Origin of the sequence: Cellvibrio sp. PSBB023 (assembly GCF_002007605.1) — a bacterium.
Lineage (GTDB): Bacteria > Pseudomonadota > Gammaproteobacteria > Pseudomonadales > Cellvibrionaceae > Cellvibrio.
The window spans coordinates 2,631,900-2,651,896 of the sequence record NZ_CP019799.1; the positions used below are offsets into that span (position 1 = coordinate 2,631,900).

Consider the following 19,997-nt stretch of genomic DNA (forward strand, 5'->3'; position numbering starts at 1 on the left):
ATCAGGAGGTTGGGATTTTCAGGGTTTGGCCGAGCTTGACCGTGGTGTCTTTCATATTGTTGTGGCGCTGCAAGGCAGCCACACTCACGCCATAACGGCTGGCAATACGCGACAGGGTATCACCGGCAACCACCTTATGCTGGCGTGGTGCTGCAGCGACCTGTGGGCGCGGCGTAGGTGGTGCGGCCTGCACTTGCGCCACAGCGGGCGAGTTTGCGGCCGGGATTTTCAGATTCTGGCCAATGTTCACGGTGGTCGAGCGCAGATTATTGTATTGCATCAAGCGCTGCATGCTCACGCCATAGCGATTGGCGACACCGGACAAACTATCGCCCGCCACCACTGTGTGGTGCCGCTCAAAACCACCGGTTGCCCCCGACTCCACCAGCGCCGCCACATAGGTACCCGCTGGTGGATGCTGATAAAAATGCTGGCGAATGCCATTAAACACCGATTGCGCCATTTGTTTGCGGTAAGCCGGTGTTGCCAGCTTGCGCGACTCTTCGGGGTTGGAGATAAAGCCGGTTTCCACCAGGATCGAAGGCACATCGGGCGACTTCAGTACCAAGAACCCCGCCTGTTCCACATGGCGTTTATGCAAATGCGCGATACCGCCCATAGAATTGAGCACCTGCTGCCCGACCTGCAAACTGGAATTCAAGGTGGCGGTCATGGACAAGTCCACCAATACACCAGCCAGAACCTGATCTTTGTCGTCCAGGCGAATATCGCCCACGCCACCAATCAAATCCGACTCGTTTTCGCGCTCCGCTAAAAAGCGCGCCGTCTCTGACGTGGCGCCATGGCGCGACAGGGCAAACACGGAAGCACCGCGAGCACTGGCTTTGGTAAAGGCATCGGCATGGATGGAGACAAACAAATCCGCCTTCATGTTACGCGCCAGATCACGGCGCTTTTTCAGTGGAATAAAGTAATCCCCGGTGCGCGTGAGCTTGCCGGTAAACCCCGGTTGGGCATTGATTGACGCCACCAATTCTTTGGCAATCATCAGCGTTACATCTTTTTCACGCAGGCGATTCGGCCCCAGCGCTCCCGGGTCTTCACCGCCGTGGCCCGCATCGACCGCAATCACGATAAAGCGTTTGCCGCTCAGATCAGCCTTGACCGCAGGCTGGCTAGCCGGTTGTGGCGCAGGTTTGACCGCCGCATTACCGGCAGTGGGTACGGTAGTTGTTGGCGCCGCTGATGGTGTAGCGGCTGGTTTGGTTGATGGCGCAGTAGTGACAGGTGCCGCAGCAGCTGTGGTGGTGGAAGGAGTCTCATCATAGAGGTCAATCACCAGGCGATCATGCATACCGCCATGGGCTTTCAACAAAAAACTGTTGGGGGCGACCTTGGTTTTTAAATCAAACACCAGACGCAAATCACCATTGCTTTGCACGGAGGAGCGCACCGCCAACACAGGCGTATCGGCAAGGGGCAGTTGCCCGAGGGGCGCTTTGAGGCTGGTTTTGGGGACATCGACAATCACCCGCTCGGGGTTGGCGGCGAGTGTCAGGCTGTGCTGCACTGGCGCATCCAGATCCAACACGATACGGGTGTGATCCGGCGCGCGCCACACGCGCACACCGTCCACTTTCGCCGCGTAAGCCAGAGGCGCCAGGATCACCCCCAGACAGCAAACCAGACTCAGCCAGCGAACCATAGATATAGACAATCTCAAAACAAAAGCACCCATTCAGCAGTTTTTATCGGGGTATGGCGCGCCAAATAGCGATTAACGCCATGGCATGTGGCTCGCACTCTACCGCAAAAGGGGGTTTTGCCTCTAGCAAAAATGGTTAGCAATGGGCGAACTGCGCCTGTAATGCCGCATCAGACGCCTGCAACGCCACACGACGCCCCGCGCCTTGCACGGCGATATTCACTATCACATCCGGCGCGGGCAACACACCTTCACCGCGCTCCGGCCATTCCAGTAAACAGAGGTTGTGCTCGACAAAGTAGTCGCGAATACCCATGTATTCCAACTCTTCAGGATCGCCCAGACGATACAAGTCAAAGTGATAAACCCTGCGCGAGGGAAACTCGTAGGTTTCCACCAAGGTATAGGTAGGGCTTTTCACCGCGCCCTCATGGCCAAAGGCGCGCAGTATGCCGCGCGTCAGGGTGGTTTTGCCGGCACCGAGATTGCCAATTAAATGCACCGAGAGCGAGCCAGTGTGGTGGGCGAAGATACGACCAAGCCGCTCCCCAAACGCCACCATCTCGCTGTCGCTGTCGATAACACGGTTGATTGTTTCCATCGCCACGACTCCTAGAGCAATTCGCCCAGATAAGGAATCAGATCCGTTGCCAGCAGGCTGCGTTGGCCGACATCCTCTGCCGCCAAGTCTGCCGCGCAAGCGTGCAATACCGCCCCCAGGCGCGCGGAGTCAGGCTGGGTTAGGCCTTGGGCAATCAGTGCGCCGAGGATACCGGAAAGCACATCGCCCATACCGCCAGTGGCCATACCCGGGTTGCCATCGGTGACCACAGCGATATTGTCCCCCTTGGCGGCCACCAGACTACCTGCGCCCTTGAGGATGACGGTAGCGTTATAGCGGGTTTGAATTGCCTGCACCGCCGCAAAGCGATCGGCTTGTACTTCTGCGGTGGTAATCCCCAGCAAACGCGCAGCCTCTGCCGGGTGCGGGGTGAATAGCCAGTTGTCGCGCTTGACGCTCGCTGGCACTACGCGACCTTCAGCCAGAATATTCAGGGCATCGGCATCCAATACCAATGGCAGGCCGCTTTTCACTGCCTGTTGCAGCATTTGTTCAGACCAGGGCGAGCGACCAAGGCCAGGACCAACCACCAACAGCGTGGGGCGCGCCAGTAAAGGCTCAAGTTCCTGACCGGAGACCACGCCACAGGCCATGATTTCCGGGCGACGGGCGAGTATGGCCGCAATGTGTTCAGGGCGCGTGGCGATGCTGACCAAACCCGCACCGGCACGGGCAGCTGCTTCTGCTGCCATCAACGCCGCACCGCCGTATCCGGTATCGCCACCAATCACCATCACATGGCCAAAATCGCCTTTGTGGGCATCGGCCGCGCGGGGTGCCAGCAGGCATTGCAATTCGCCCAACTGAACCCGCACTGCATTGGGCGAGGCAGCAGTGTAAGTTGTTTCGGGCACATCCAGGTTAGCAAGCAATAGCTCACCACATACCGCCGGGCCGCGTCCGGTGAGCAGACCGCGCTTGGTGGCAATAAAACTGATGGTCAGTGTGGCGTTGACCACGGCACCGGCAACTGCACCGGTATCGGCATTCAGGCCGGAGGGAATATCCAGCGCCAGAACAGGCAAGCCAGAGGTATTGATCTGCTCAATAGCGGCGGCAAATTCTGCCCGTGGCGCATCGCGCAGGCCAATGCCCAGTAATGCATCTACAATCACCCCATCATCGGGCTGGCTAGCGCTGGCGAAGTCCTGCATGGGTACGCCTTCCTGTAATGCAAATTCATAGGCCTGACGCGTCTCGCCAGTCAATTTGTCAGCGGGCGTCAGTTGGATAACCTGCACCGGCACTAACCGCTGGGCCGCCAGCGCCGCCAGAATATAGCCATCGCCACCATTTTTACCGGCACCGCAGTAAACCGTCACCCGTGTCGGGACGGGAAAGCGCGCTAACAACAGATCGTAGGCGGCACGCCCGGCGCGCTTCATCAGCTGAATAGAGGGAATACCGCTGGCAATAGCGGCGGCATCCAGTGCATAGGTTTCCGCAGCGGTGTAAAGCAAGGGCGAACTGGCAGTAATTTTCATGAAAGGATCAGCCTGGGCAGCAAAAATGGGGCATATTGAATGAGGCGCGATTATACGCAACTTGTTCCGCAAGGGTTAAGGCAGAGCGCGAGTGAATTCGCTATATTGAAGTCCGCACAAATACCAAGAGAACCCCATGCCCCATTTTGATCTGCAGGCCATTTTGCGTGGCGATGCCCACCCGCTCAGCGAGGCCCTGGCCACCACTGCCGCCGTTGAAACCACTACCATCGATACCTTGCGCCAACAACTGGCGACCCGAATCTATCGTCAACTGACTGGCAGCCCGCAGTTGGATAACGAGTTGCTGCCACTGTTTACCGCCCTTGAGGCACCACTCATTACTCAAATAGCCCAAAACGATGATTTTTATAGCGATGCCAATCACCCCTTGCGCCGCACGCTGGAAACCCTGATACCCGCTGCCAGTCACTGGTTTGCGCGCGACGCCAAACCCAGCCAGCAGTTTTACGCCAAACTCGACGCCCTGCTGCAACCCCTGGTCACTCACTGGCAAACCAATTCCAGCCCCGACGAAGCGCTGGGCGATTTCAGCCAGTGGCTTGCCAGCGAAGACAAACGCGCCGCCCTGCTGGAAAGCCGCCTGTGCGACACCGAGCGCGGCAACCAAAAACTGATTGCGGCGCAAATGCGTGTCGCCAGGCTGATCAATAATCACCTGGCACAGCGCCCGCTGCCGCTTGAGCTGCATACGAGCATTGCCCTCGGCCTTAAAAGCGAATTGCAGTATTGGGTCTTTAACTCTACCGAGGCTGAGCTGGCCGCACTGCCACTCTGGGCGCACTGGCAACGCATCCTGCCGCCGCTGGGGCAATTGTTTTCACACGGTGATATCCAGGTTGAAGATCAGCAGCTTTACAGCCAAATTCCTGCACTGCTGATCGAGTTGGAGCGCAGCCTCGCCCACACCACCAGTAACCCCCACAGCTATCAACAATTGGTGGATCAACTCAGCCACAGCCTGATGGCTGCCGTGCAAAAACAACCGCAGGAGGTCGCCCTCTTTCCCGCCCTGCCGCTGCCCGATGGCCAGCTCAATGCCAATACCAAAGTGCCCTTGGCGCTGTTGCAGGCGACCGAACACTTGCAGGTGGGCGACTGGATACTTATGCGCGGCGACAATCAGGACGCCATTCGCTGCAAGCTGGTACTGAAAGATCCGGCACTCGACCAACTGTTGTTCGTCGATCACACCGGGCGCAAAGTAATGAGCAAAACCACCAAGGATGTTGCGCTCTGCTTGTCCACTGGCATTGCCCAACCGCTGCACTTGTTGTCGCTAAACGAAGTGATCACACAACAGTTAAGCGCCTTTATTGAGCGCGCCAATCGCTGCCAACAACAGCAATTACTCGCACAGAAACAAAAAGCCGAAGCCTTGGTGCGCGCCTTTCTCGCCGAACAACAAGCCCAAACCGAAGCCGCCGAACGTGCGCGACTCGCGCAGCAAGCGCGTGTGCAGGCGGAACTGGATGCGCGTCAGGCAGCCGCCCACAAAGCCATGGCAGAAGCGCGCCAGCTTGCCGACGAACAACGTCGCCGCGCCGCGGAACAGGCTGCCGAACAGGCGCGTCTGGCTCGCGAACAACAAGCCGCGCAGGCAGCAGAAGCCCAAAAGCGCGCACAGACAGCGGCAGCCACCGCCAATGCGCTTCAGGTTGGCGCCTGGCTGGAGATTAACAGCACATTGCCAACCGAAAGCTCGCCGACTGCACTTTCCGTTATCCGCGCCAAACTTTCCGTTATTATCGGCGCCACTGGCAAATATATTTTTGCGGATCAGGTCGGCCGTAAAGTAGCAGAGTACACACGCGAACAACTGATACAGGGGCTGATCAATGGCGAGTTAACCCTGTTGCGCAATGGCGACAATTTTGAAGAACAGCTCGCAAAAGTCATTCGCGGTTTGCGCCGCGATGTGAATTAATACTTGTGATGTGAACGGGAAGATCACGATGAATAATAACGAACAAGCAGAACAGCACCACGAGCAACGCCAGGAATTCCGGCTCAACAATCAACTCACGGTGATTATTGAACTCGACAGTGAAGCGGATTGCGAACCCACGCTGGTGATCAGCAACAGCCTGGATATCTCTGCGAACGGTATACGCGTCATCGCGCCGCACGCCGTTCCCACCGATAACATTTTGCGCTGCTGCATTCGCGATGCCGAATCCGATCGACAATTTTTAGTGGTGACTGAAGTGAAATGGTGCCGCCCCTACAATACCGGCGGCGATTATTTAATTGGCCTGAGCCTGTTTGATTCCGAGGGAACCGACATAGTGGAATGGAAGGAATTTATTGCGCAAGCCTGTGCGCAGCAAGGTGAATAACCACTGCTGCACACAGCGATGAGTTACAGGCTATTAATATCCAACCACAGCTCCGCGCGATCGACGGGCGTGCCTTTAGGTAGCGCAGGGTTGTCCAGATAAAATACTTTACGATTCTTTAAATCCGCCAATTCGATAACTTTTTTAATAGAGGGATCATTTAAAAATTCGTGATCAAACGTGCCGTCAGCAATCATTGCGTTGAGGCCTTTTTCTATATCTCGCGCCAAGGCAGGATTATCTGGGGAGACAAATAAATAAAACGGCATTTTGTACACCAGCATCAGCCGCTTTTCTATCGCCAACTCCAACCCGGGGATTTTATTGACCTCGCCCCAAGGCTCCTGTACGCCGCGCGGGAAAGCATCAAAACGGCCGCCGTCCAGCATATAAAACAGGTTGTCATATTTTTGGGTTTTCACGACTGCCAGGCCATTACTTTCCAGAATTTTGGTATCCGCCCAGGTGGCGCCCTGCCCCAGTTTTAATTTTTTCAAATCGTCCAGCGTGTTTACCGCGTCAAATTTGGATTGGCTGTTTTTATGGATCAAAAAAATACGGTGCCCCAATAACCCTTTTAATAGCGGGATACGCACCGGCAATACTTGCTCCTCAATCGCGGCGTCAGAGGCCGCCCACATCACATCAATGCGCCCTGTACGCAAATCTTCAATATAGCGCCCTTGGGTGCGATGCCCACCATCAGCATCGGGAACAATGTCATAGCGGGTACTGGCGTGTGCCAGCGCCAGTGTCAACATGCGCACCGAATAGCGATCAATGTCGGTGATGGCAGGCATAACCGTCACCTTGGTACTTTTAGGCTGCGCCATGGCAGCAGGGGCGATTACCAGCAATACCAATAGATAGCAGGGCGCTAATAAATAGCAGGGCGCTAGGTTTTTCAGGAAACGAAGAGAAGATAGGGGCATATTGACCTCAAGCAAAGCAATCGAAAACGGCTCTGGTTTTTATCTGATTTATAACCGGAAGAGTGATGCTGTAGCGGCTTGAGTATAGAGAGCAGCGCAAAATTTAGCGCCAAAAAACGAGCAGAAAATCAATGAAAACGAATGCAAAAAAAACTGGCATGGCCTGCATGCCAGTTTTTATAACTTTTATGAAAGAATGTGCGGTTACTTGAGCAAATACACCACATAAACCTGCGCGGTAATTTTCATCACACCCGGCTCAAACGGCTCGCCCGATGCGCGCTGCAGTGACATAGCATCCGCTTTCATAACAGCCGAGTTCCCCATCAGCTCGCGATTCGGGCGCAACTCCCAACGCTCATTGCCACGGTTGTTAAACTCAGAAATCGACCAAGGTGCCCCCAGGGATTGCCCCTGGGATTTTGCCAAACGGCCAGCGCGCGCCTTAGCATCGTCCATCGCGGCATTTTGCACTTTTTCCTCAATCGCCTTTTTGTCGCTGACAGTCAGGGTGGTGTTGATGGTTTCAGAAATTTTGGCATCCACTAAAGCTTTCATCATCTCCGGGTATTTTTTCAAATCACGCAGATTAATATCCACCTGACGCGATACGTTATTGCCGGTTAATACACGCTGCCCGTCTTTGTACTCATATTCCGGGCGGATATTTAATGCCGTGGTGGCGATGTCATTGGCCTTGATACCAAATTTTTTGCTGGCATCAATCAACAGGCGCGAGCGCGCATCCACATCCGCCTTGGCTTTGGCCAAGTCCATATCCACGGTTTGGATACTCAGGCTAAACACCATCATATCCGGCTCTACTTCTAACTCGGCAGAGCCTTCTACATAGACATGGGGCTGTTGCGGCAAAGGCGATGCCATAGTATTAACAGCGACCAATGCTGCTGCGCTGAACAATGCCGACAACCAAAAACGATTGTGTATTTTCACAGGTGACTCCTTTTTTTGACGAAACAAATGAACAAAACTGAGCCCACTATAGCCGCTGAGCCTGAATACTGGCCGACTCAGATGTTTAAAAATGTAACGGCAAGGGATTTCAGGCAAAATGGCGCTCTTTCTTATTGACTCACAGTTGCCATGCCCAGTTCACCCGATCTCAATCAACTCGCCGATGACGTAAAGCGCTGGGGCCGCGAACTGGGTTTTCAGCAAGTCGGCATTACCGACATCGACCTGCAGCAGGCCGAAGTGAAATTGCAGGAATGGTTGGCCAAGGGGTATCACGGCTCCATGGAATGGCTCGCCGCCCACGGCAATAAACGCTCGCGCCCCGCCGAGTTACTGCCCGGCACAGTGCGGGTGATCTCGGTGCGCATGGATTACCTGCCGGGCGACACCCAACAAATCAAAATCCTCAAGGACCCGACCAAAGCCTATATTTCACGCTATACCCTCGGGCGCGATTACCACAAACTCATCCGCAAACGCCTGAGCATACTGGCGCAGCAAATCGATGATGCATTGCCAGCAGACTATGAATTCAAGGGACAAAATCGCGCCTTTGTCGATAGTGCCCCGGTCATGGAACGCCCGCTCGCGGAAAAAGCCGGGCTGGGCTGGACGGGCAAACACACGCTGATCATTAACAGCGGCGCCGGCAGTTGGTTTTTTCTGGGCGAGATTTTTACCTTTGTCCCACTGCCGGTAGATACCCCCGCCCAACCCAACCAGTGCGGTGAATGCACCGCCTGTTTAAAAGTCTGCCCCACCGACGCCTTCCCCCGCCCTTACGAACTGGATGCGCGCCGCTGCATCTCCTATTTGACCATTGAAAACAAAGGCGCCATTCCCGAGGAATTCCGCGAACCCATCGGCAACCGCATCTTCGGTTGCGACGACTGCCAGGCCATCTGCCCCTGGAACAAGTACGCCCAATTCACCCACGAGACCGATTTTTTACCGCGCCACGGTTTGGCCGATAGCGACTTGGTCGATCTGTTTAACTGGACGGAAGAGGAATTTTTAGCGCGAACCGAAGGCTCTGCCATTCGCCGCGTTGGCTATGACGGCTGGTTGCGCAATATCGCCGTGGGACTCGGCAATGCACCCAGCGACGAGCGGATTGTCGCCGCCTTAACCGCCAAAAAAGAGTCTTGCTCGGCGTTGGTACAAGAACATATCACGTGGGCGCTGGCACAGCAGGCAAATCCTCAACGGCGCCGCACTCGCAAAATAAAACGCAGTTAGCGCCATTCTCACGGATTAGTGAGACTCGCTCAGCGAAACCACCACAGTCCACGCGCCCTCCGTGCGCACCAGATTCACCAACAATTGGGTGCGCGCCAGGTTTATCAATAACAGTTTTCCACGGCTGCCTTCGCTCGCCACCGCCGCCGGGACGTCATGGATTGTGCGCGAGAGCGAAGCAGCAACCGGCTCGTAAGTCGCCATCAAACTGAGTGGAATTGCACAGAGCAAACCAATTAAAAAAACCATCAACCATTTCACGTGCACCTCCCGGATCTGTTTCAAGCGGCGGCGGCAACAACCCCGACACAGGCATGCAGCTTCGCGAACCAGAGCTGCCAATGAGGCAAGAATATCAACAAAACCATCGAATTCAATATTTATTTATTGATTATCGATAAATAAAACACAAAAAACGATAAACCCAGAAGAATTGATGGCCGCTATCGCCAAAATAGCCAGAAGAATTGGCCAGTCGGCTATTTTTTTGGCGCACAAACAGGAATAATACGCACCCTTCAAAAAAGTGCGGCAGACTGGGCAGACACAGTTATCAAGAACTGCACTATTAGGATTGCAATCGGTCAATCACTGCTCCCTGAACACGCCAGGACTGCAGGCTGGTGACTTAAACTGCCGGAACTGTCCTGTTGAAATGTTCTCCCGGGTAGGACATCAACCACAACGATAGGCTATTACTACTATGAAACCACTTTCCGATATAGGCTTGGTTGGCTTGGCCGTGATGGGCGAAAACCTCATCCTGAACATGGCTAGCAAAGGCTATACAGTTACCGCTTACAACCGCTCCGTAGAAAAAGTAGACAGCTTCATCGCTGGCCGCGCTGCCGGCAAAACTATTCGCGGCGCACGCTCGATTGAAGAACTGGTCGCCTCTTTGGCTAAACCACGCAAAATTATGCTGATGGTAAAAGCCGGTAAAGCGGTAGACGATTTCATCGAACAACTGATCCCACACCTGGAAGCAGGCGACATCATTATTGATGGCGGTAACACTCACTTCCCCGATACCGACCGCCGCACCGCTTATTTGGCGAGCAAAGGTTTGCGCTTTATCGGCACCGGCGTTTCCGGTGGTGAAGAAGGCGCCTTGACCGGCCCATCCATTATGCCCGGTGGTTCACCCGAGGCTTGGCCTTACGTCAAAGACATTTTCCAAAGCATCTCCGCCAAAGTGGATGATGGTTCACCTTGTTGTGACTGGGTTGGTGAGAACGGCGCTGGCCACTTTGTAAAAATGGTGCACAACGGTATCGAATACGGCGATATGCAATTAATTTGCGAAGCCTACCAATTGCTCAAAGAAGTGGTTGGCCTGAGCGCAGACGAAATGCACGAAGTATTTGCCGAGTGGAACAAAGGCGAACTCGATTCTTACTTGATCGAAATTACCCGCGACATCCTCGCGTACAAAGACGAAGACGGTGAACCACTGGTTGAAAAAATCCTCGACACCGCTGGCCAAAAAGGCACAGGTAAGTGGACTGGCGTAATCGCATTGGATTTGGGTGTACCTCTTACCCTGATTTCTGAAGCAGTATTTGCGCGCTGCTTGTCATCACAAAAAGCCGAACGTGTTGAAGCAGCAAAAGTGATCAAAGGCCCAGCGGTGAATTTCACCGGCGACAAACAAGCCTTTATCAACGATTTGCGCAACGCGGTATTTGCTTCAAAAATTATTTCTTACGCACAAGGTTATTTGCTGATGCGTGAAGCAGCCAAAGAATACGGCTGGAACCTGAACTACGGCGGCATCGCATTAATGTGGCGCGGCGGTTGTATCATTCGTTCATCCTTCCTCGGCAACATCAAAGAAGCATTCGACAAGAATCCTGATTTGAAAAACCTGTTGCTCGATGACTACTTCACCAAAACCGTAGATGCAGCCCAAGCTGGTTGGCGTCGTGTTGCTGCTGCTGCGATTGTGAACGGCATCCCCGCTCCAACCATCACTTCAGCACTGACCTACTTCGACGGCTACCGCACTGCCCGCTTGCCAGCCAACCTGTTGCAAGCCCAGCGCGACTACTTCGGCGCACACACCTACGAGCGCACCGACAAACCACGCGGTGAATTCTTCCACACCAACTGGACCGGCCGCGGCGGCAACACCGCATCGACCACTTACAACGTTTAAGGTTTTAAACGCAGTGTGAGAAAACAAAAACCCGAATCAGAAATGGTTCGGGTTTTTTGTTATCAGGCACAAATCAAAAAGGTAATTTATGAATTATTTATCGCTGTTTAGAATGCCTACCCCAATGAAAATTACAGGTAGGTCTTCAACCATTACCAATTCATTTATTAACTCGATAATTCCTATAATCCCACCAACCAATGAACAAGTAAAAGAAGCGCTTGAAATTCTCGGGATGAGCCACGAAAAATTTGAATGCGCCTATTGCGGGGCAGTTGCATCAGAGTGGGATCATTTGCGGCCACTCGTAATAAATAAAACCCCTACGGGTTACATATCAGAAATTCACAACCTTGTTCCCGCTTGTGGCAAGTGCAATCAATCCAAAGGGAACAAACCATGGGAAAACTGGATTCAAAGTGACGCCAAACTCTCACCCAAAGTGCGCGGCATAAAAGATTTGCAAGAAAGAATAAACAAGTTAAAACTGTACGAACGCTGGGGCGCACCAGCCATTGTGGATTTTGAATCTATAGTCGGAAAAGAAATGTGGCAACAACATTGGAAAAACTGGGAGTTAGTGCAATCCACTATGCGTTCAGCTCAGGTATTAGCGTCGGAAATAAATGCAGTTATAGCAAAGAAGTTCAAGCCGGACTAACGCGTAAGTTAATAGTATGAGCCCGTAGGTTGGGGTGAGGAACGAACCCCAACATTCGTAATCGCAAACTGCGCATTACTTTAATCAACGACGCACGAATTTGTGTGTTAGTGGCTATGGAAACATGGTCATATTATTAAATAAACATGAAAAACCAATAAATAGCTCACATACTTTATTTCTTATTATTGAGAGCATTTGATTTTAAATATGCGCAGCAAATTAAACCAGCAAAAAGGAGATTCATTATGGAATATCAAAATGGCAGACGAACCTTATATCGTTATGATGAAATGACTCTGTTAGATAGAGCCATTGAAGCGTTGACTCGGAAAGCTGAAAAATACTTTGATGATTTGAACATAGCAGAACGATCACCACCTGATGTTCGGGAAAAAAGGAAAATGGAGCTGGAAAAAGCGAAAAGGCATCTAGATCATGAAAGACGCCTTGCCGAAGTTATTGTAGATGTACAAGTTGACCTACAAATGTATAGAGCAAAAGGTCGACTTGCGACCCAAGGCACTAATCTTGAGATTGCGAAGAAACAAAAACAGCTGCTAGAAGAAACGCACCACCCAACAGAAATTCTTGAAAAGTACATGCGTGCAGTACCGATTCCAAAACCTAGCAAAAACCATTCAGCTCATCACATAACACCAGGGATTGGAAAAACCAAGGATGCTTATCGAGCAAGACTGAGAATTCACAGATTCGGCATTCGCATTAATGACCCCGACAATGGCGTTTGGCTTCCTCGAGCAACCAAGCACACACCACACTGGTCAATGCCCGAAGCCAAAGGCCACAATCGATACCATACCCATGGATATGAAAGTTGGCTATTCAGACGATTACAAACAAAATCCAGTGAAGAGTTCATCAGACAAGAACTTCGCCTTATCGGACAAGCATTACAAGAAAACAATATTCCCCCAGAAGCCAGAAAAAAATAACCCGAGGCAATAATGGACATTTATGCAATTCGAAGAGATGGCTACGACTATCAAGAGCTAGACCTTGAGATAGACGATTTTCTAGAAATATTCCCAGAAAATATGGATTACAACACCATTCATAATTTCAGTATGGAAAATTTAGCTTTAGCTAAATACTGGAAGCCAATTAAAACCGGACTTTCTGAAATAGATGGTGAAAAAAACTTGATGCCAGACATCTGTAGCTGGATAGGTGCAACATTATTTCTTTCCCCAAAAGCATATAGGTTTTTAAAAGAAACCCTAACCCCTTTTGGCGAGCTTTTACCTGTGTTAATTGGAGATGACACATATTACATTTTCAATTGTTTAACTGTTGTCGACGGAGGCGCCTCAGCAGAAAGCACAAAAGATAAGCTAATATTTAAAATGCCTGAGCAATACTGCATTGATATCTACTGTACGGATCGACTTAAAGATGCAATAGAATCCTTTGATTTGCGTGGCGTTATTTTCGAAACGCCATAGTCCGTATTGTTGGGCAACCATGCCCAACAGTACCTTTCTCACCAAAGTGTTATGCCCATGAAAAAGCCAACTAGTAGCGCGCCGCCAAAATCCTCAACCGATTCAATATTGGAAGGCATTAAAAGAGGCGAAAAAGCCATCAAGGAGGGGAAGGTATATACACATGCACAAGCCAAAGAAAAACTTAAAAAATGGCTTCAACCTTGAAGTGTTTGGCATTGCTGTCCAACCTACGGTCGCAATAAATAATTAATCGAAAATTTAAAGGAACACTATGAACAACCACTGGCTTTACGAAACCACCTTACAAGGCAAACTCGTTACACTCGCCCCGTTAAAGCGCGAGCATGCGGATGCGTTGGTTGAGGCGGCCAGCGATGGTGAGTTGTGGAACCTGTGGTATACCTCTGTACCAAACAGCACAACCATTAATGCTTATCTTGATCAGGCATTTAACGATCAAGATAGCGGGCGGGCGCTGCCGTTTGTGGTGATGGATAATGCAACCCAAAAAATCATCGGCACCACGCGTTACTGCAACGCCGACAAGCTGAATCAGCGCGTTGAAATTGGTTACACCTGGTACGCAAAGTCATTTCAAAAAACCGGCACGAATACTGAGTGCAAATATTTATTGCTGGCTCATGCCTTTGAAACACTCAACGCAATTGCCGTGGAATTTCGTACCCACTGGCATAACCATGCATCGCGCGCGGCGATTGCACGGTTGGGCGCAAAGCAGGATGGAATTTTACGCAACCACCAGAAAAGCCCGAATGGCGTTTATCGCGATACCGTCGTGTTCTCGATTATTGATCAGGAGTGGCCAGCAGTTAAGAAAGGCCTTCTATATCGTATGACCCAGTGCCCTTAAGCGCGTCGTTGATACGCTTCTTGTGGCCAAATCCTCATATACCAAACAGTATTAGATTGTAGATTTTCACGCCAAAAAAGTTATTAGTCGCCCACCGGCAATTTCACCAAGCTACTGCCATACTCTGCTGCAGTTGTCAGTCTGACAATTCCTTGCCGCTGGGATCCCTTATGAAGTTAATTAGAGCCTACTTGTTTTTGCGAGTGTTTCTGGCTGTCTTTTTTCCTATTTTGCTTGTGGTATTGGCGGTGTATCCCTTATTCAAACGGATACAAACCAACAACACCGCATTTGATGAGATAGCCGCCAGTTACAGCAGCATCTCCCGCGCAAACCAACTGGGGCAGTACATTATCGATGCCGAGACGGGCGTGCGCGGTTTTGCCTTGACTGGCATGGAGGCATTGCTGGAGCCCTATTTCACCGCGCAGATTAACTTTCAACGCACAGTAGACGAAATGAGCATTACGTTTAAATCTGACCCGGTGCAGTTGGCACGGCTCACAGAGCTGGAGCAGGACTTTATCAAGTGGCGCAGGGACTTTGCCGAGCAGGAAATTCAACTCGCCCGCAGCAAACAGGATGTGAGTGCGCTGATCCCGGAAGGCAAGGCCGAAATGGATAAGATGCGCAAACAATTGCGCACGATTATCCAGCAGAGCACTGAGCAATTAAATCAAGGCAAGTTGGCACAGGCCAACATCAGCCAGACCTCCATGCTGATCGCCAGTATCGGTATTACGGTTGCGCTGGTGTTGGGGTTAATCCTGTCCGCCGCCGTAGCCTATTCGCTTTCCAAATCCATTCAAAAAATGATTGCTGTCGCGCGCAAAGTGGAAGGCGGTGATTTATCGCAACGGGTGGAAATAAAAGGTAAAGATGAAATAGCGCAATTGGCCCGCGCATTTAATGCGATGGCGCAAAACCTTCAGCAAAAAGTGAACAATGAACTCAATGAGCGCAAGGTATTGAACCAGCGTGTGGAAGCCCTGGTTGATGCTCGCACACGGGAAAGCAAGCAGATCAGCCATTTCAGCGAAATGCTGCAAGCCTGCCAAACCTTCGACGAGGCCGCCGAGGTAGTGCGCCAAACGGCATTGCATTTATTTAAAACAGATGCGGGGGCGCTTTATTATTTGCAACAACAGGATATGAAGCAGCTAACCAGTTGGAATCAGGTGCAATCTGCCGATAGCTGCAACTACGACGACTGCTGGTCCATGCGCCGCGGGAAATTACACCAGCTATCCAATCAAGGCACCGCGTTGCCGTGCAAACATTTAACCGGCCCGGTCGCGGCAGCCCTGTGTATTCCATTGCTCGCCAAGGGCGATGTGGTGGGGTTTTTCCATTTACAGGCACCGGCCACACTACCTGATTACCAAGCGACATCCTGGCTGGAACAAAATGTGGATCTGGCCGTAACCATGGCAGAACACATCGCCCTGGCGCTTGCCAACATCACCCTGCACAATCATTTGCGCGAGCAGAGCCTGCGCGATCCGCTCACTGGTTTGTTTAATCGCCGCTACCTGGAAGAGGCGGCCAGCCGTGAGTTGCAGCGCGCGGAGCGCAATGCGTATCCGCTGGCGGTACTGGTGCTGGATGTGGATCACTTCAAACGCTTTAACGATGAATACGGTCATCAAGCTGGCGATGAAATACTGATCCATGTGGCGGATGAGCTACAGGAACATTTCCGTGGTGATGATGTGGTGTGCCGCTTTGGCGGTGAAGAATTTGTCGCCCTGCTCCCCAATATTAGCGAGCAACAAGCACTGCAACGGGCCGAGCAATTGCGTAGCGCGATTGAGCACAGCGAATGGCTGATTGATGGCAAGCACTTGCGCGTTACCGTATCCATTGGCGCGGCTATTTTCCCTGAACATGCGTCAGACCTGGATAGTTTGATTAATCTGGCGGATGAAGCGCTCTATCAGGCCAAAAATACTGGCAGAAATAAGGTAGTCAGTCATATGCTAGCGGCACATTCACACGAATAACGCCAAACTATGCCTGCCAGTATCGAAGCCCAAATCAATGCTATTTATCGCAATGAGTCGCGCCGGGTGCGGGCGACATTGATTCGGTTGTTGAAGGATTTTGATTTGGCGGAGGAGGCAACGCAGGACGCGTTTGCAGCAGCCTTGCAGCAGTGGCCGATAGATGGTGTACCAAATAATCCACGCGCCTGGCTGGTATCCACCGGGCGCTTTAAGGCGATAGACCATGTGCGACGACGAGCGCGATTTCAAACCGCGCTGGTGGATATAGCCGACGCATTGGAAGCGGCGATTAGCGATAGTGAAGAGTGGGATGAAGATCGACTGGAAGACGATCAGCTGCGGCTGATATTTACCTGCTGCCACCCCAGCCTCGCGCCGGAAGCACAATTGGCGCTCACCTTGCGCGAAGTGTGCGGGCTGACAACCGAGGCTATAGCCCGCGCGTTTCTCACCACTCCCAGCACCCTGGCACAGCGAATAGTGCGCGCCAAACATAAAATCCGCGATGCCAAAATCCCCTATGAAATTCCCTCCCGCAGCGAATTGCCCGCGCGATTGGATGCCGTGCTACAGGTCATTTATTTGGTGTTTAACGAAGGTTATTCCGCCTCCTCGGGCAATGAATTAATTCGCCAGGAGTTGGCGCAGGAGGCGATTCGCCTCGGGCGTTTGGTGGCGGAATTATTGCCAGAAGCAGAAGCACTCGGGCTGTTGGCACTGATGTTAATTCAGGACTCACGCCGCCACGCACGATTGGATGCGCAGGGCGATTTAATCCGCCTGGAGGATCAGGATCGCACCCTATGGAACCGCGAACAGATTGCCGAGGGCGCGACCTTAATCCAGCGTGCCCTACCCACGGGCGAAGCCCATAGCTATTGCATCCAGGCGGCGATTGCCCTACTGCACGCCGAAGCGCCCCACTTTGCCGACACTGATTGGCGTGAAATCGCCGGGTTTTACGATTTACTGCTGCGCATTAACCCCAGCCCGATAGTAGAACTCAACCGCGCGGTAGCCATTGCCATGCGCGATGGCCCCGCCGCTGGCCTGACCTTGATTGATGCTCTGCTGGCACGCGGCCAACTAAACGACTATCACCTCGCCCACGCTGCCCGCGCCGAGCTGTTGCAACAATTAGGCGAGCAGCCGGCCGCCATCACCGCCTTTGAAACCGCCCTTTCACTGACCCAACAAGCCACCGAGCAGCGTTTTTTACAGCGTCGCCTGGCACTGCTGAAATAATTTTTTAGCGCTTGTCGAATTCCCGCCACGCCAATCGACTATTCATCAACTACCTGGTAGTTAAACCCCAATCACCCATAAAGGAGAAAGGTTATGACTCACTATATTGATGGTTTTTTACTGCCCATTGCCCCCGAGAAAATTGCTGAATACCAAAAAATGGCGAGCCTTGCCGGTTCGGTGTGGAAAGAGCACGGCGCGCTGGCCTATTGGGAATGTGTGGGCGATGACCTGAACATTACCGATATGGTTTCCTTTAAACAATCGGCGGGCTGTAAGGACAACGAGACCGTTGTGCTTGCGTGGATTGTGTACCCCTCACGCGAAGCGCGCGACAAGATTAATGCCGCCGTCATGGAAGATCCACGCCTGAAAGATATGTGCAATAACGATTCACTGTTTGATTTCAGGCGCATGGCTTACGGCGGTTTTACCGAGCTGGTGCGATACCAATAACTCAACCATTTCATGCTTAGCGTTTAACAAGGAATTGCATTATGCCAACCCAAGTATTTATCAATTTACCCGTGAAAGACCTGGAAAAATCCAAAGCGTTTTTTGCCCATTTGGGCTATTCGTTCAACCCGCAATTTACCAATGAGCAAGCCGCCTGCATGGTCATTAGCGACACGATTTACGCCATGTTATTAACCGAACCGTTTTTCCAGGGCTTTACCAAAAAAACTATCGCCGATGGTCACAGCAGCAAAGAAGTGTTGATTTGTCTCTCCTGCGAGAGCCGCGAGGCGGTGGATGAGATGGTCAAAAAAGCCTGGGAAGCAGGCGGCACAGCGCCTATGCCCGCACAGGATCACGGGTTTATGTACTATCACAGTTTTGAGGATTTGGACGGCCATCACTGGGAAGTGATGTATATGGACCCAGCGCACATACAAGAGTAAATACAGCACCAATTAGAGGAGCGATGCCCGCTATGAAATATTTATGTCTGGTGTATTACGACGAAAACATTATCAACAACATGAGCGCAAGCGACTGGAAAGCGCTCAACCGCGAGTGCGAGGCTTGCGGCCAAGGCTTGCATGAAAGCGGGAAAATGTTGGGCGGCAACGCCCTTCACCCCACCACAACCGCGACCAGCTTGCGCATCCGCGATGGCAAAACACTGATCACCGATGGCCCCTTTGCCGAAACCAAAGAACAACTGGCCGGGTTTTATTTACTGGACGCACGCGATTTAAATGAAGCCATCCAACTCGCCAGCAAAATTCCCCCGGCGCGACTGGGCACCATTGAAATCCGCCCTATTAGGGAATTGGACCCGGAAAAGGATGAACGCTTTGTACAGCAGTTCGCCTGATCGCCGCCGTAACCGCCCCTCACAAATATCACCTGATTATGCCCTTTTATCGCCCTTTGCCGGGCGATAAGCCCAATTGTTTATAAGTAGTAAAAATGCCGGTTTTTACCGACTGTAAACGATTACATATTTACAAATATTGACCCCGCTTAACCCCAAGTGGTTCTACACTGATGTCGGCCGCCCTGTTTCAGGGCGGTTTGGTTTCAGGCACCCATGGCACCAAAAGAGCTGGAGAGAAGGTTCAACATAGAACCAAGTGATACGCCGCTGCGGTATCTGAAACGTGATTAATGCAATTTTACTTAACCGTTTTCACAACTTTTACACAATAATCATGAGGCTCTCCATGAACCTTCCGGCTCTGCCTTCTGGCAGCGATGGCGTATCGCGCCGCGCTGCACTGAAACAATTGGCTCTGGCCTGTGGCTTGGCTCTCTCCGCCAGTTCACTGTCTGCCCTGGCCGCCAGTTTTAGCGCGCCCACCGATTTCAGCCGCAGCAAGAAAACCCTGCTCACGGCGAAACAATTGGAACTGGTGCGTGCACTGGGCGATATCATTATCCCCGCAACCGATACTCCCGGTGCAGTTGCCGCCGGTGTGCACGACTTTATTAATCACTACACCGCCTATTGCGCCAGCAGCGCCGAGCAACAACAGTTGCTGGCAACGCTTGCGCGCATAGAATCCGCGGCGCACGACGAATTTAAAACGGCATTTACAGCACTCACCAATGCACAGCAATTGCAGTTGCTCAATGCAATGGAGCAAGCGCAAAACGGCTTTAGCCAAGCTGATCGCAAGGGTTTGAAACAGCTCAAGGCACTGGTGGTGTTTGGCTATTACACCTCTGAACCGGGCGCCACCCAGGAGCTGGCCTACCTCGCCATTCCTGGCGGCTACAAGGGCAATTTCAAACTCAAAGAGATAGGCCGGGCCTGGGCGCTGAATTTTTAAGCGCGCCACTCACGGCACACACTTTTTGCT

Annotated in this window: 21 protein-coding genes; 15 read left to right on the forward strand and 6 right to left on the reverse strand. The window is 52.1% G+C overall.

The window, feature by feature from the left end; translation table 11 throughout:
* Position 1 precedes the first annotated feature (1 nt).
* The 3 genes from B0D95_RS11450 to B0D95_RS11460 all read right to left on the reverse strand — a co-directional run bounded on the left by B0D95_RS11450 (position 2) and on the right by B0D95_RS11460 (position 3,772).
* Complete coding sequence (locus B0D95_RS11450) at positions 2 to 1,684, reverse strand: N-acetylmuramoyl-L-alanine amidase (protein WP_371451816.1); 1,683 nt, start codon at positions 1,682 to 1,684, stop codon at positions 2 to 4.
* A 118-nt stretch (positions 1,685 to 1,802) separates the two neighbouring features.
* On the reverse strand, positions 1,803 to 2,267 hold the full coding sequence (gene tsaE / locus B0D95_RS11455; RefSeq protein WP_078044009.1) for a tRNA (adenosine(37)-N6)-threonylcarbamoyltransferase complex ATPase subunit type 1 TsaE: 465 nt from the start codon (positions 2,265 to 2,267) through the stop codon (positions 1,803 to 1,805).
* Positions 2,268 to 2,278: 11 nt separating this feature from the next.
* Positions 2,279 to 3,772, reverse strand: a complete 1,494-nt coding sequence (locus tag B0D95_RS11460; RefSeq protein WP_078044010.1) for an NAD(P)H-hydrate dehydratase — start codon at positions 3,770 to 3,772, stop codon at positions 2,279 to 2,281.
* Positions 3,773 to 3,908: 136 nt separating this feature from the next.
* Here B0D95_RS11460 and B0D95_RS11465 point away from each other — a divergent pair, with 136 nt between their 5' ends.
* The gene (locus tag B0D95_RS11465; RefSeq protein WP_078044011.1) at positions 3,909 to 5,720 is read left to right on the forward strand and encodes a DUF1631 family protein; all 1,812 of its coding nucleotides are present in this window, start codon (positions 3,909 to 3,911) and stop codon (positions 5,718 to 5,720) included.
* A gap of 28 nt (positions 5,721 to 5,748) precedes the next feature.
* A complete protein-coding gene (locus B0D95_RS11470) occupies positions 5,749 to 6,132 on the forward strand; it encodes a PilZ domain-containing protein (protein WP_078044012.1) in 384 nt (127 codons plus the stop codon).
* Between the two features lie 23 nt (positions 6,133 to 6,155).
* Here the strand turns inward: B0D95_RS11470 and B0D95_RS11475 are convergent, their stop codons facing one another.
* On the reverse strand, positions 6,156 to 7,064 hold the full coding sequence (locus B0D95_RS11475; RefSeq protein ID WP_078044013.1) for an ABC transporter substrate-binding protein: 909 nt from the start codon (positions 7,062 to 7,064) through the stop codon (positions 6,156 to 6,158).
* Positions 7,065 to 7,268: 204 nt separating this feature from the next.
* Complete coding sequence (locus B0D95_RS11480) at positions 7,269 to 8,018, reverse strand: SIMPL domain-containing protein (protein ID WP_078044014.1); 750 nt, start codon at positions 8,016 to 8,018, stop codon at positions 7,269 to 7,271.
* Positions 8,019 to 8,168: 150 nt separating this feature from the next.
* Here B0D95_RS11480 and queG point away from each other — a divergent pair, with 150 nt between their 5' ends.
* Positions 8,169 to 9,278 carry a tRNA epoxyqueuosine(34) reductase QueG gene (gene queG / locus B0D95_RS11485; RefSeq protein WP_078044015.1) on the forward strand — a complete coding sequence of 370 codons (1,110 nt, stop codon included), beginning with the start codon at positions 8,169 to 8,171 and terminating at the stop codon, positions 9,276 to 9,278.
* A gap of 15 nt (positions 9,279 to 9,293) precedes the next feature.
* Here the strand turns inward: queG and B0D95_RS11490 are convergent, their stop codons facing one another.
* Positions 9,294 to 9,539 (reverse strand): hypothetical protein, encoded by a 246-nt coding sequence (locus tag B0D95_RS11490; RefSeq protein WP_078044016.1) that lies wholly within the window; start codon positions 9,537 to 9,539, stop codon positions 9,294 to 9,296.
* Between the two features lie 442 nt (positions 9,540 to 9,981).
* Between B0D95_RS11490 and gnd the strand changes: the two genes are divergently transcribed.
* The 12 genes from gnd (at position 9,982) to B0D95_RS11550 (ending at position 19,967) form a co-directional block, all read left to right on the forward strand.
* Positions 9,982 to 11,436, forward strand: a complete 1,455-nt coding sequence (gene gnd / locus B0D95_RS11495; protein WP_078044017.1) for a decarboxylating NADP(+)-dependent phosphogluconate dehydrogenase — start codon at positions 9,982 to 9,984, stop codon at positions 11,434 to 11,436.
* A gap of 88 nt (positions 11,437 to 11,524) precedes the next feature.
* Positions 11,525 to 12,097, forward strand: a complete 573-nt coding sequence (locus B0D95_RS11500; RefSeq protein WP_210403617.1) for an HNH endonuclease — start codon at positions 11,525 to 11,527, stop codon at positions 12,095 to 12,097.
* A 248-nt stretch (positions 12,098 to 12,345) separates the two neighbouring features.
* Entirely contained in the window at positions 12,346 to 13,053 is a 708-nt protein-coding gene (locus B0D95_RS11505) for an AHH domain-containing protein (protein WP_078044018.1), read from the forward strand.
* A 12-nt stretch (positions 13,054 to 13,065) separates the two neighbouring features.
* The gene (locus B0D95_RS11510) at positions 13,066 to 13,563 is read left to right on the forward strand and encodes a hypothetical protein (protein WP_078044019.1); all 498 of its coding nucleotides are present in this window, start codon (positions 13,066 to 13,068) and stop codon (positions 13,561 to 13,563) included.
* 57 nt (positions 13,564 to 13,620) lie between these two features.
* Positions 13,621 to 13,770, forward strand: a complete 150-nt coding sequence (locus B0D95_RS20575) for a hypothetical protein (RefSeq protein ID WP_168172442.1) — start codon at positions 13,621 to 13,623, stop codon at positions 13,768 to 13,770.
* 67 nt (positions 13,771 to 13,837) lie between these two features.
* Positions 13,838 to 14,437 (forward strand): GNAT family N-acetyltransferase, encoded by a 600-nt coding sequence (locus tag B0D95_RS11520; RefSeq protein WP_078044020.1) that lies wholly within the window; start codon positions 13,838 to 13,840, stop codon positions 14,435 to 14,437.
* Positions 14,438 to 14,607: 170 nt separating this feature from the next.
* Positions 14,608 to 16,440 carry a diguanylate cyclase gene (locus tag B0D95_RS11525; protein ID WP_078044021.1) on the forward strand — a complete coding sequence of 611 codons (1,833 nt, stop codon included), beginning with the start codon at positions 14,608 to 14,610 and terminating at the stop codon, positions 16,438 to 16,440.
* Between the two features lie 9 nt (positions 16,441 to 16,449).
* On the forward strand, positions 16,450 to 17,688 hold the full coding sequence (locus B0D95_RS11530; RefSeq protein WP_078044022.1) for an RNA polymerase sigma factor: 1,239 nt from the start codon (positions 16,450 to 16,452) through the stop codon (positions 17,686 to 17,688).
* Positions 17,689 to 17,781: 93 nt separating this feature from the next.
* Positions 17,782 to 18,144, forward strand: a complete 363-nt coding sequence (locus B0D95_RS11535; protein ID WP_078044023.1) for a DUF1428 domain-containing protein — start codon at positions 17,782 to 17,784, stop codon at positions 18,142 to 18,144.
* 41 nt (positions 18,145 to 18,185) lie between these two features.
* A complete protein-coding gene (locus B0D95_RS11540) occupies positions 18,186 to 18,590 on the forward strand; it encodes a VOC family protein (protein ID WP_078044024.1) in 405 nt (134 codons plus the stop codon).
* A 32-nt stretch (positions 18,591 to 18,622) separates the two neighbouring features.
* Positions 18,623 to 19,009, forward strand: a complete 387-nt coding sequence (locus B0D95_RS11545) for a YciI family protein (RefSeq protein WP_078044025.1) — start codon at positions 18,623 to 18,625, stop codon at positions 19,007 to 19,009.
* Between the two features lie 349 nt (positions 19,010 to 19,358).
* Positions 19,359 to 19,967: a gluconate 2-dehydrogenase subunit 3 family protein gene (locus B0D95_RS11550; RefSeq protein ID WP_078044026.1), complete on the forward strand. Its 609-nt coding sequence runs from the start codon at positions 19,359 to 19,361 to the stop codon at positions 19,965 to 19,967.
* Positions 19,968 to 19,997: the final 30 nt, after the last annotated feature.

Coding starts and splice junctions, on each gene's coding strand:
- B0D95_RS11475 (WP_078044013.1), bottom strand. CDS start 7,064: ATGCCCCTATCTTCTCTTCGTTTCCTGAAAAACCTAGCGCCCTGCTAT.
- B0D95_RS11530 (WP_078044022.1), top strand. CDS start 16,450: ATGCCTGCCAGTATCGAAGCCCAAATCAATGCTATTTATCGCAATGAG.
- B0D95_RS11550 (WP_078044026.1), top strand. CDS start 19,359: ATGAACCTTCCGGCTCTGCCTTCTGGCAGCGATGGCGTATCGCGCCGC.
- B0D95_RS11540 (WP_078044024.1), top strand. CDS start 18,186: ATGCCAACCCAAGTATTTATCAATTTACCCGTGAAAGACCTGGAAAAA.
- B0D95_RS11545 (WP_078044025.1), top strand. CDS start 18,623: ATGAAATATTTATGTCTGGTGTATTACGACGAAAACATTATCAACAAC.
- B0D95_RS11500 (WP_210403617.1), top strand. CDS start 11,525: ATGAATTATTTATCGCTGTTTAGAATGCCTACCCCAATGAAAATTACA.
- B0D95_RS11470 (WP_078044012.1), top strand. CDS start 5,749: ATGAATAATAACGAACAAGCAGAACAGCACCACGAGCAACGCCAGGAA.
- B0D95_RS11520 (WP_078044020.1), top strand. CDS start 13,838: ATGAACAACCACTGGCTTTACGAAACCACCTTACAAGGCAAACTCGTT.
- B0D95_RS20575 (WP_168172442.1), top strand. CDS start 13,621: ATGAAAAAGCCAACTAGTAGCGCGCCGCCAAAATCCTCAACCGATTCA.
- B0D95_RS11525 (WP_078044021.1), top strand. CDS start 14,608: ATGAAGTTAATTAGAGCCTACTTGTTTTTGCGAGTGTTTCTGGCTGTC.
- tsaE (WP_078044009.1), bottom strand. CDS start 2,267: ATGGAAACAATCAACCGTGTTATCGACAGCGACAGCGAGATGGTGGCG.
- queG (WP_078044015.1), top strand. CDS start 8,169: ATGCCCAGTTCACCCGATCTCAATCAACTCGCCGATGACGTAAAGCGC.
- B0D95_RS11460 (WP_078044010.1), bottom strand. CDS start 3,772: ATGAAAATTACTGCCAGTTCGCCCTTGCTTTACACCGCTGCGGAAACC.
- B0D95_RS11505 (WP_078044018.1), top strand. CDS start 12,346: ATGGAATATCAAAATGGCAGACGAACCTTATATCGTTATGATGAAATG.
- gnd (WP_078044017.1), top strand. CDS start 9,982: ATGAAACCACTTTCCGATATAGGCTTGGTTGGCTTGGCCGTGATGGGC.
- B0D95_RS11535 (WP_078044023.1), top strand. CDS start 17,782: ATGACTCACTATATTGATGGTTTTTTACTGCCCATTGCCCCCGAGAAA.
- B0D95_RS11465 (WP_078044011.1), top strand. CDS start 3,909: ATGCCCCATTTTGATCTGCAGGCCATTTTGCGTGGCGATGCCCACCCG.
- B0D95_RS11510 (WP_078044019.1), top strand. CDS start 13,066: ATGGACATTTATGCAATTCGAAGAGATGGCTACGACTATCAAGAGCTA.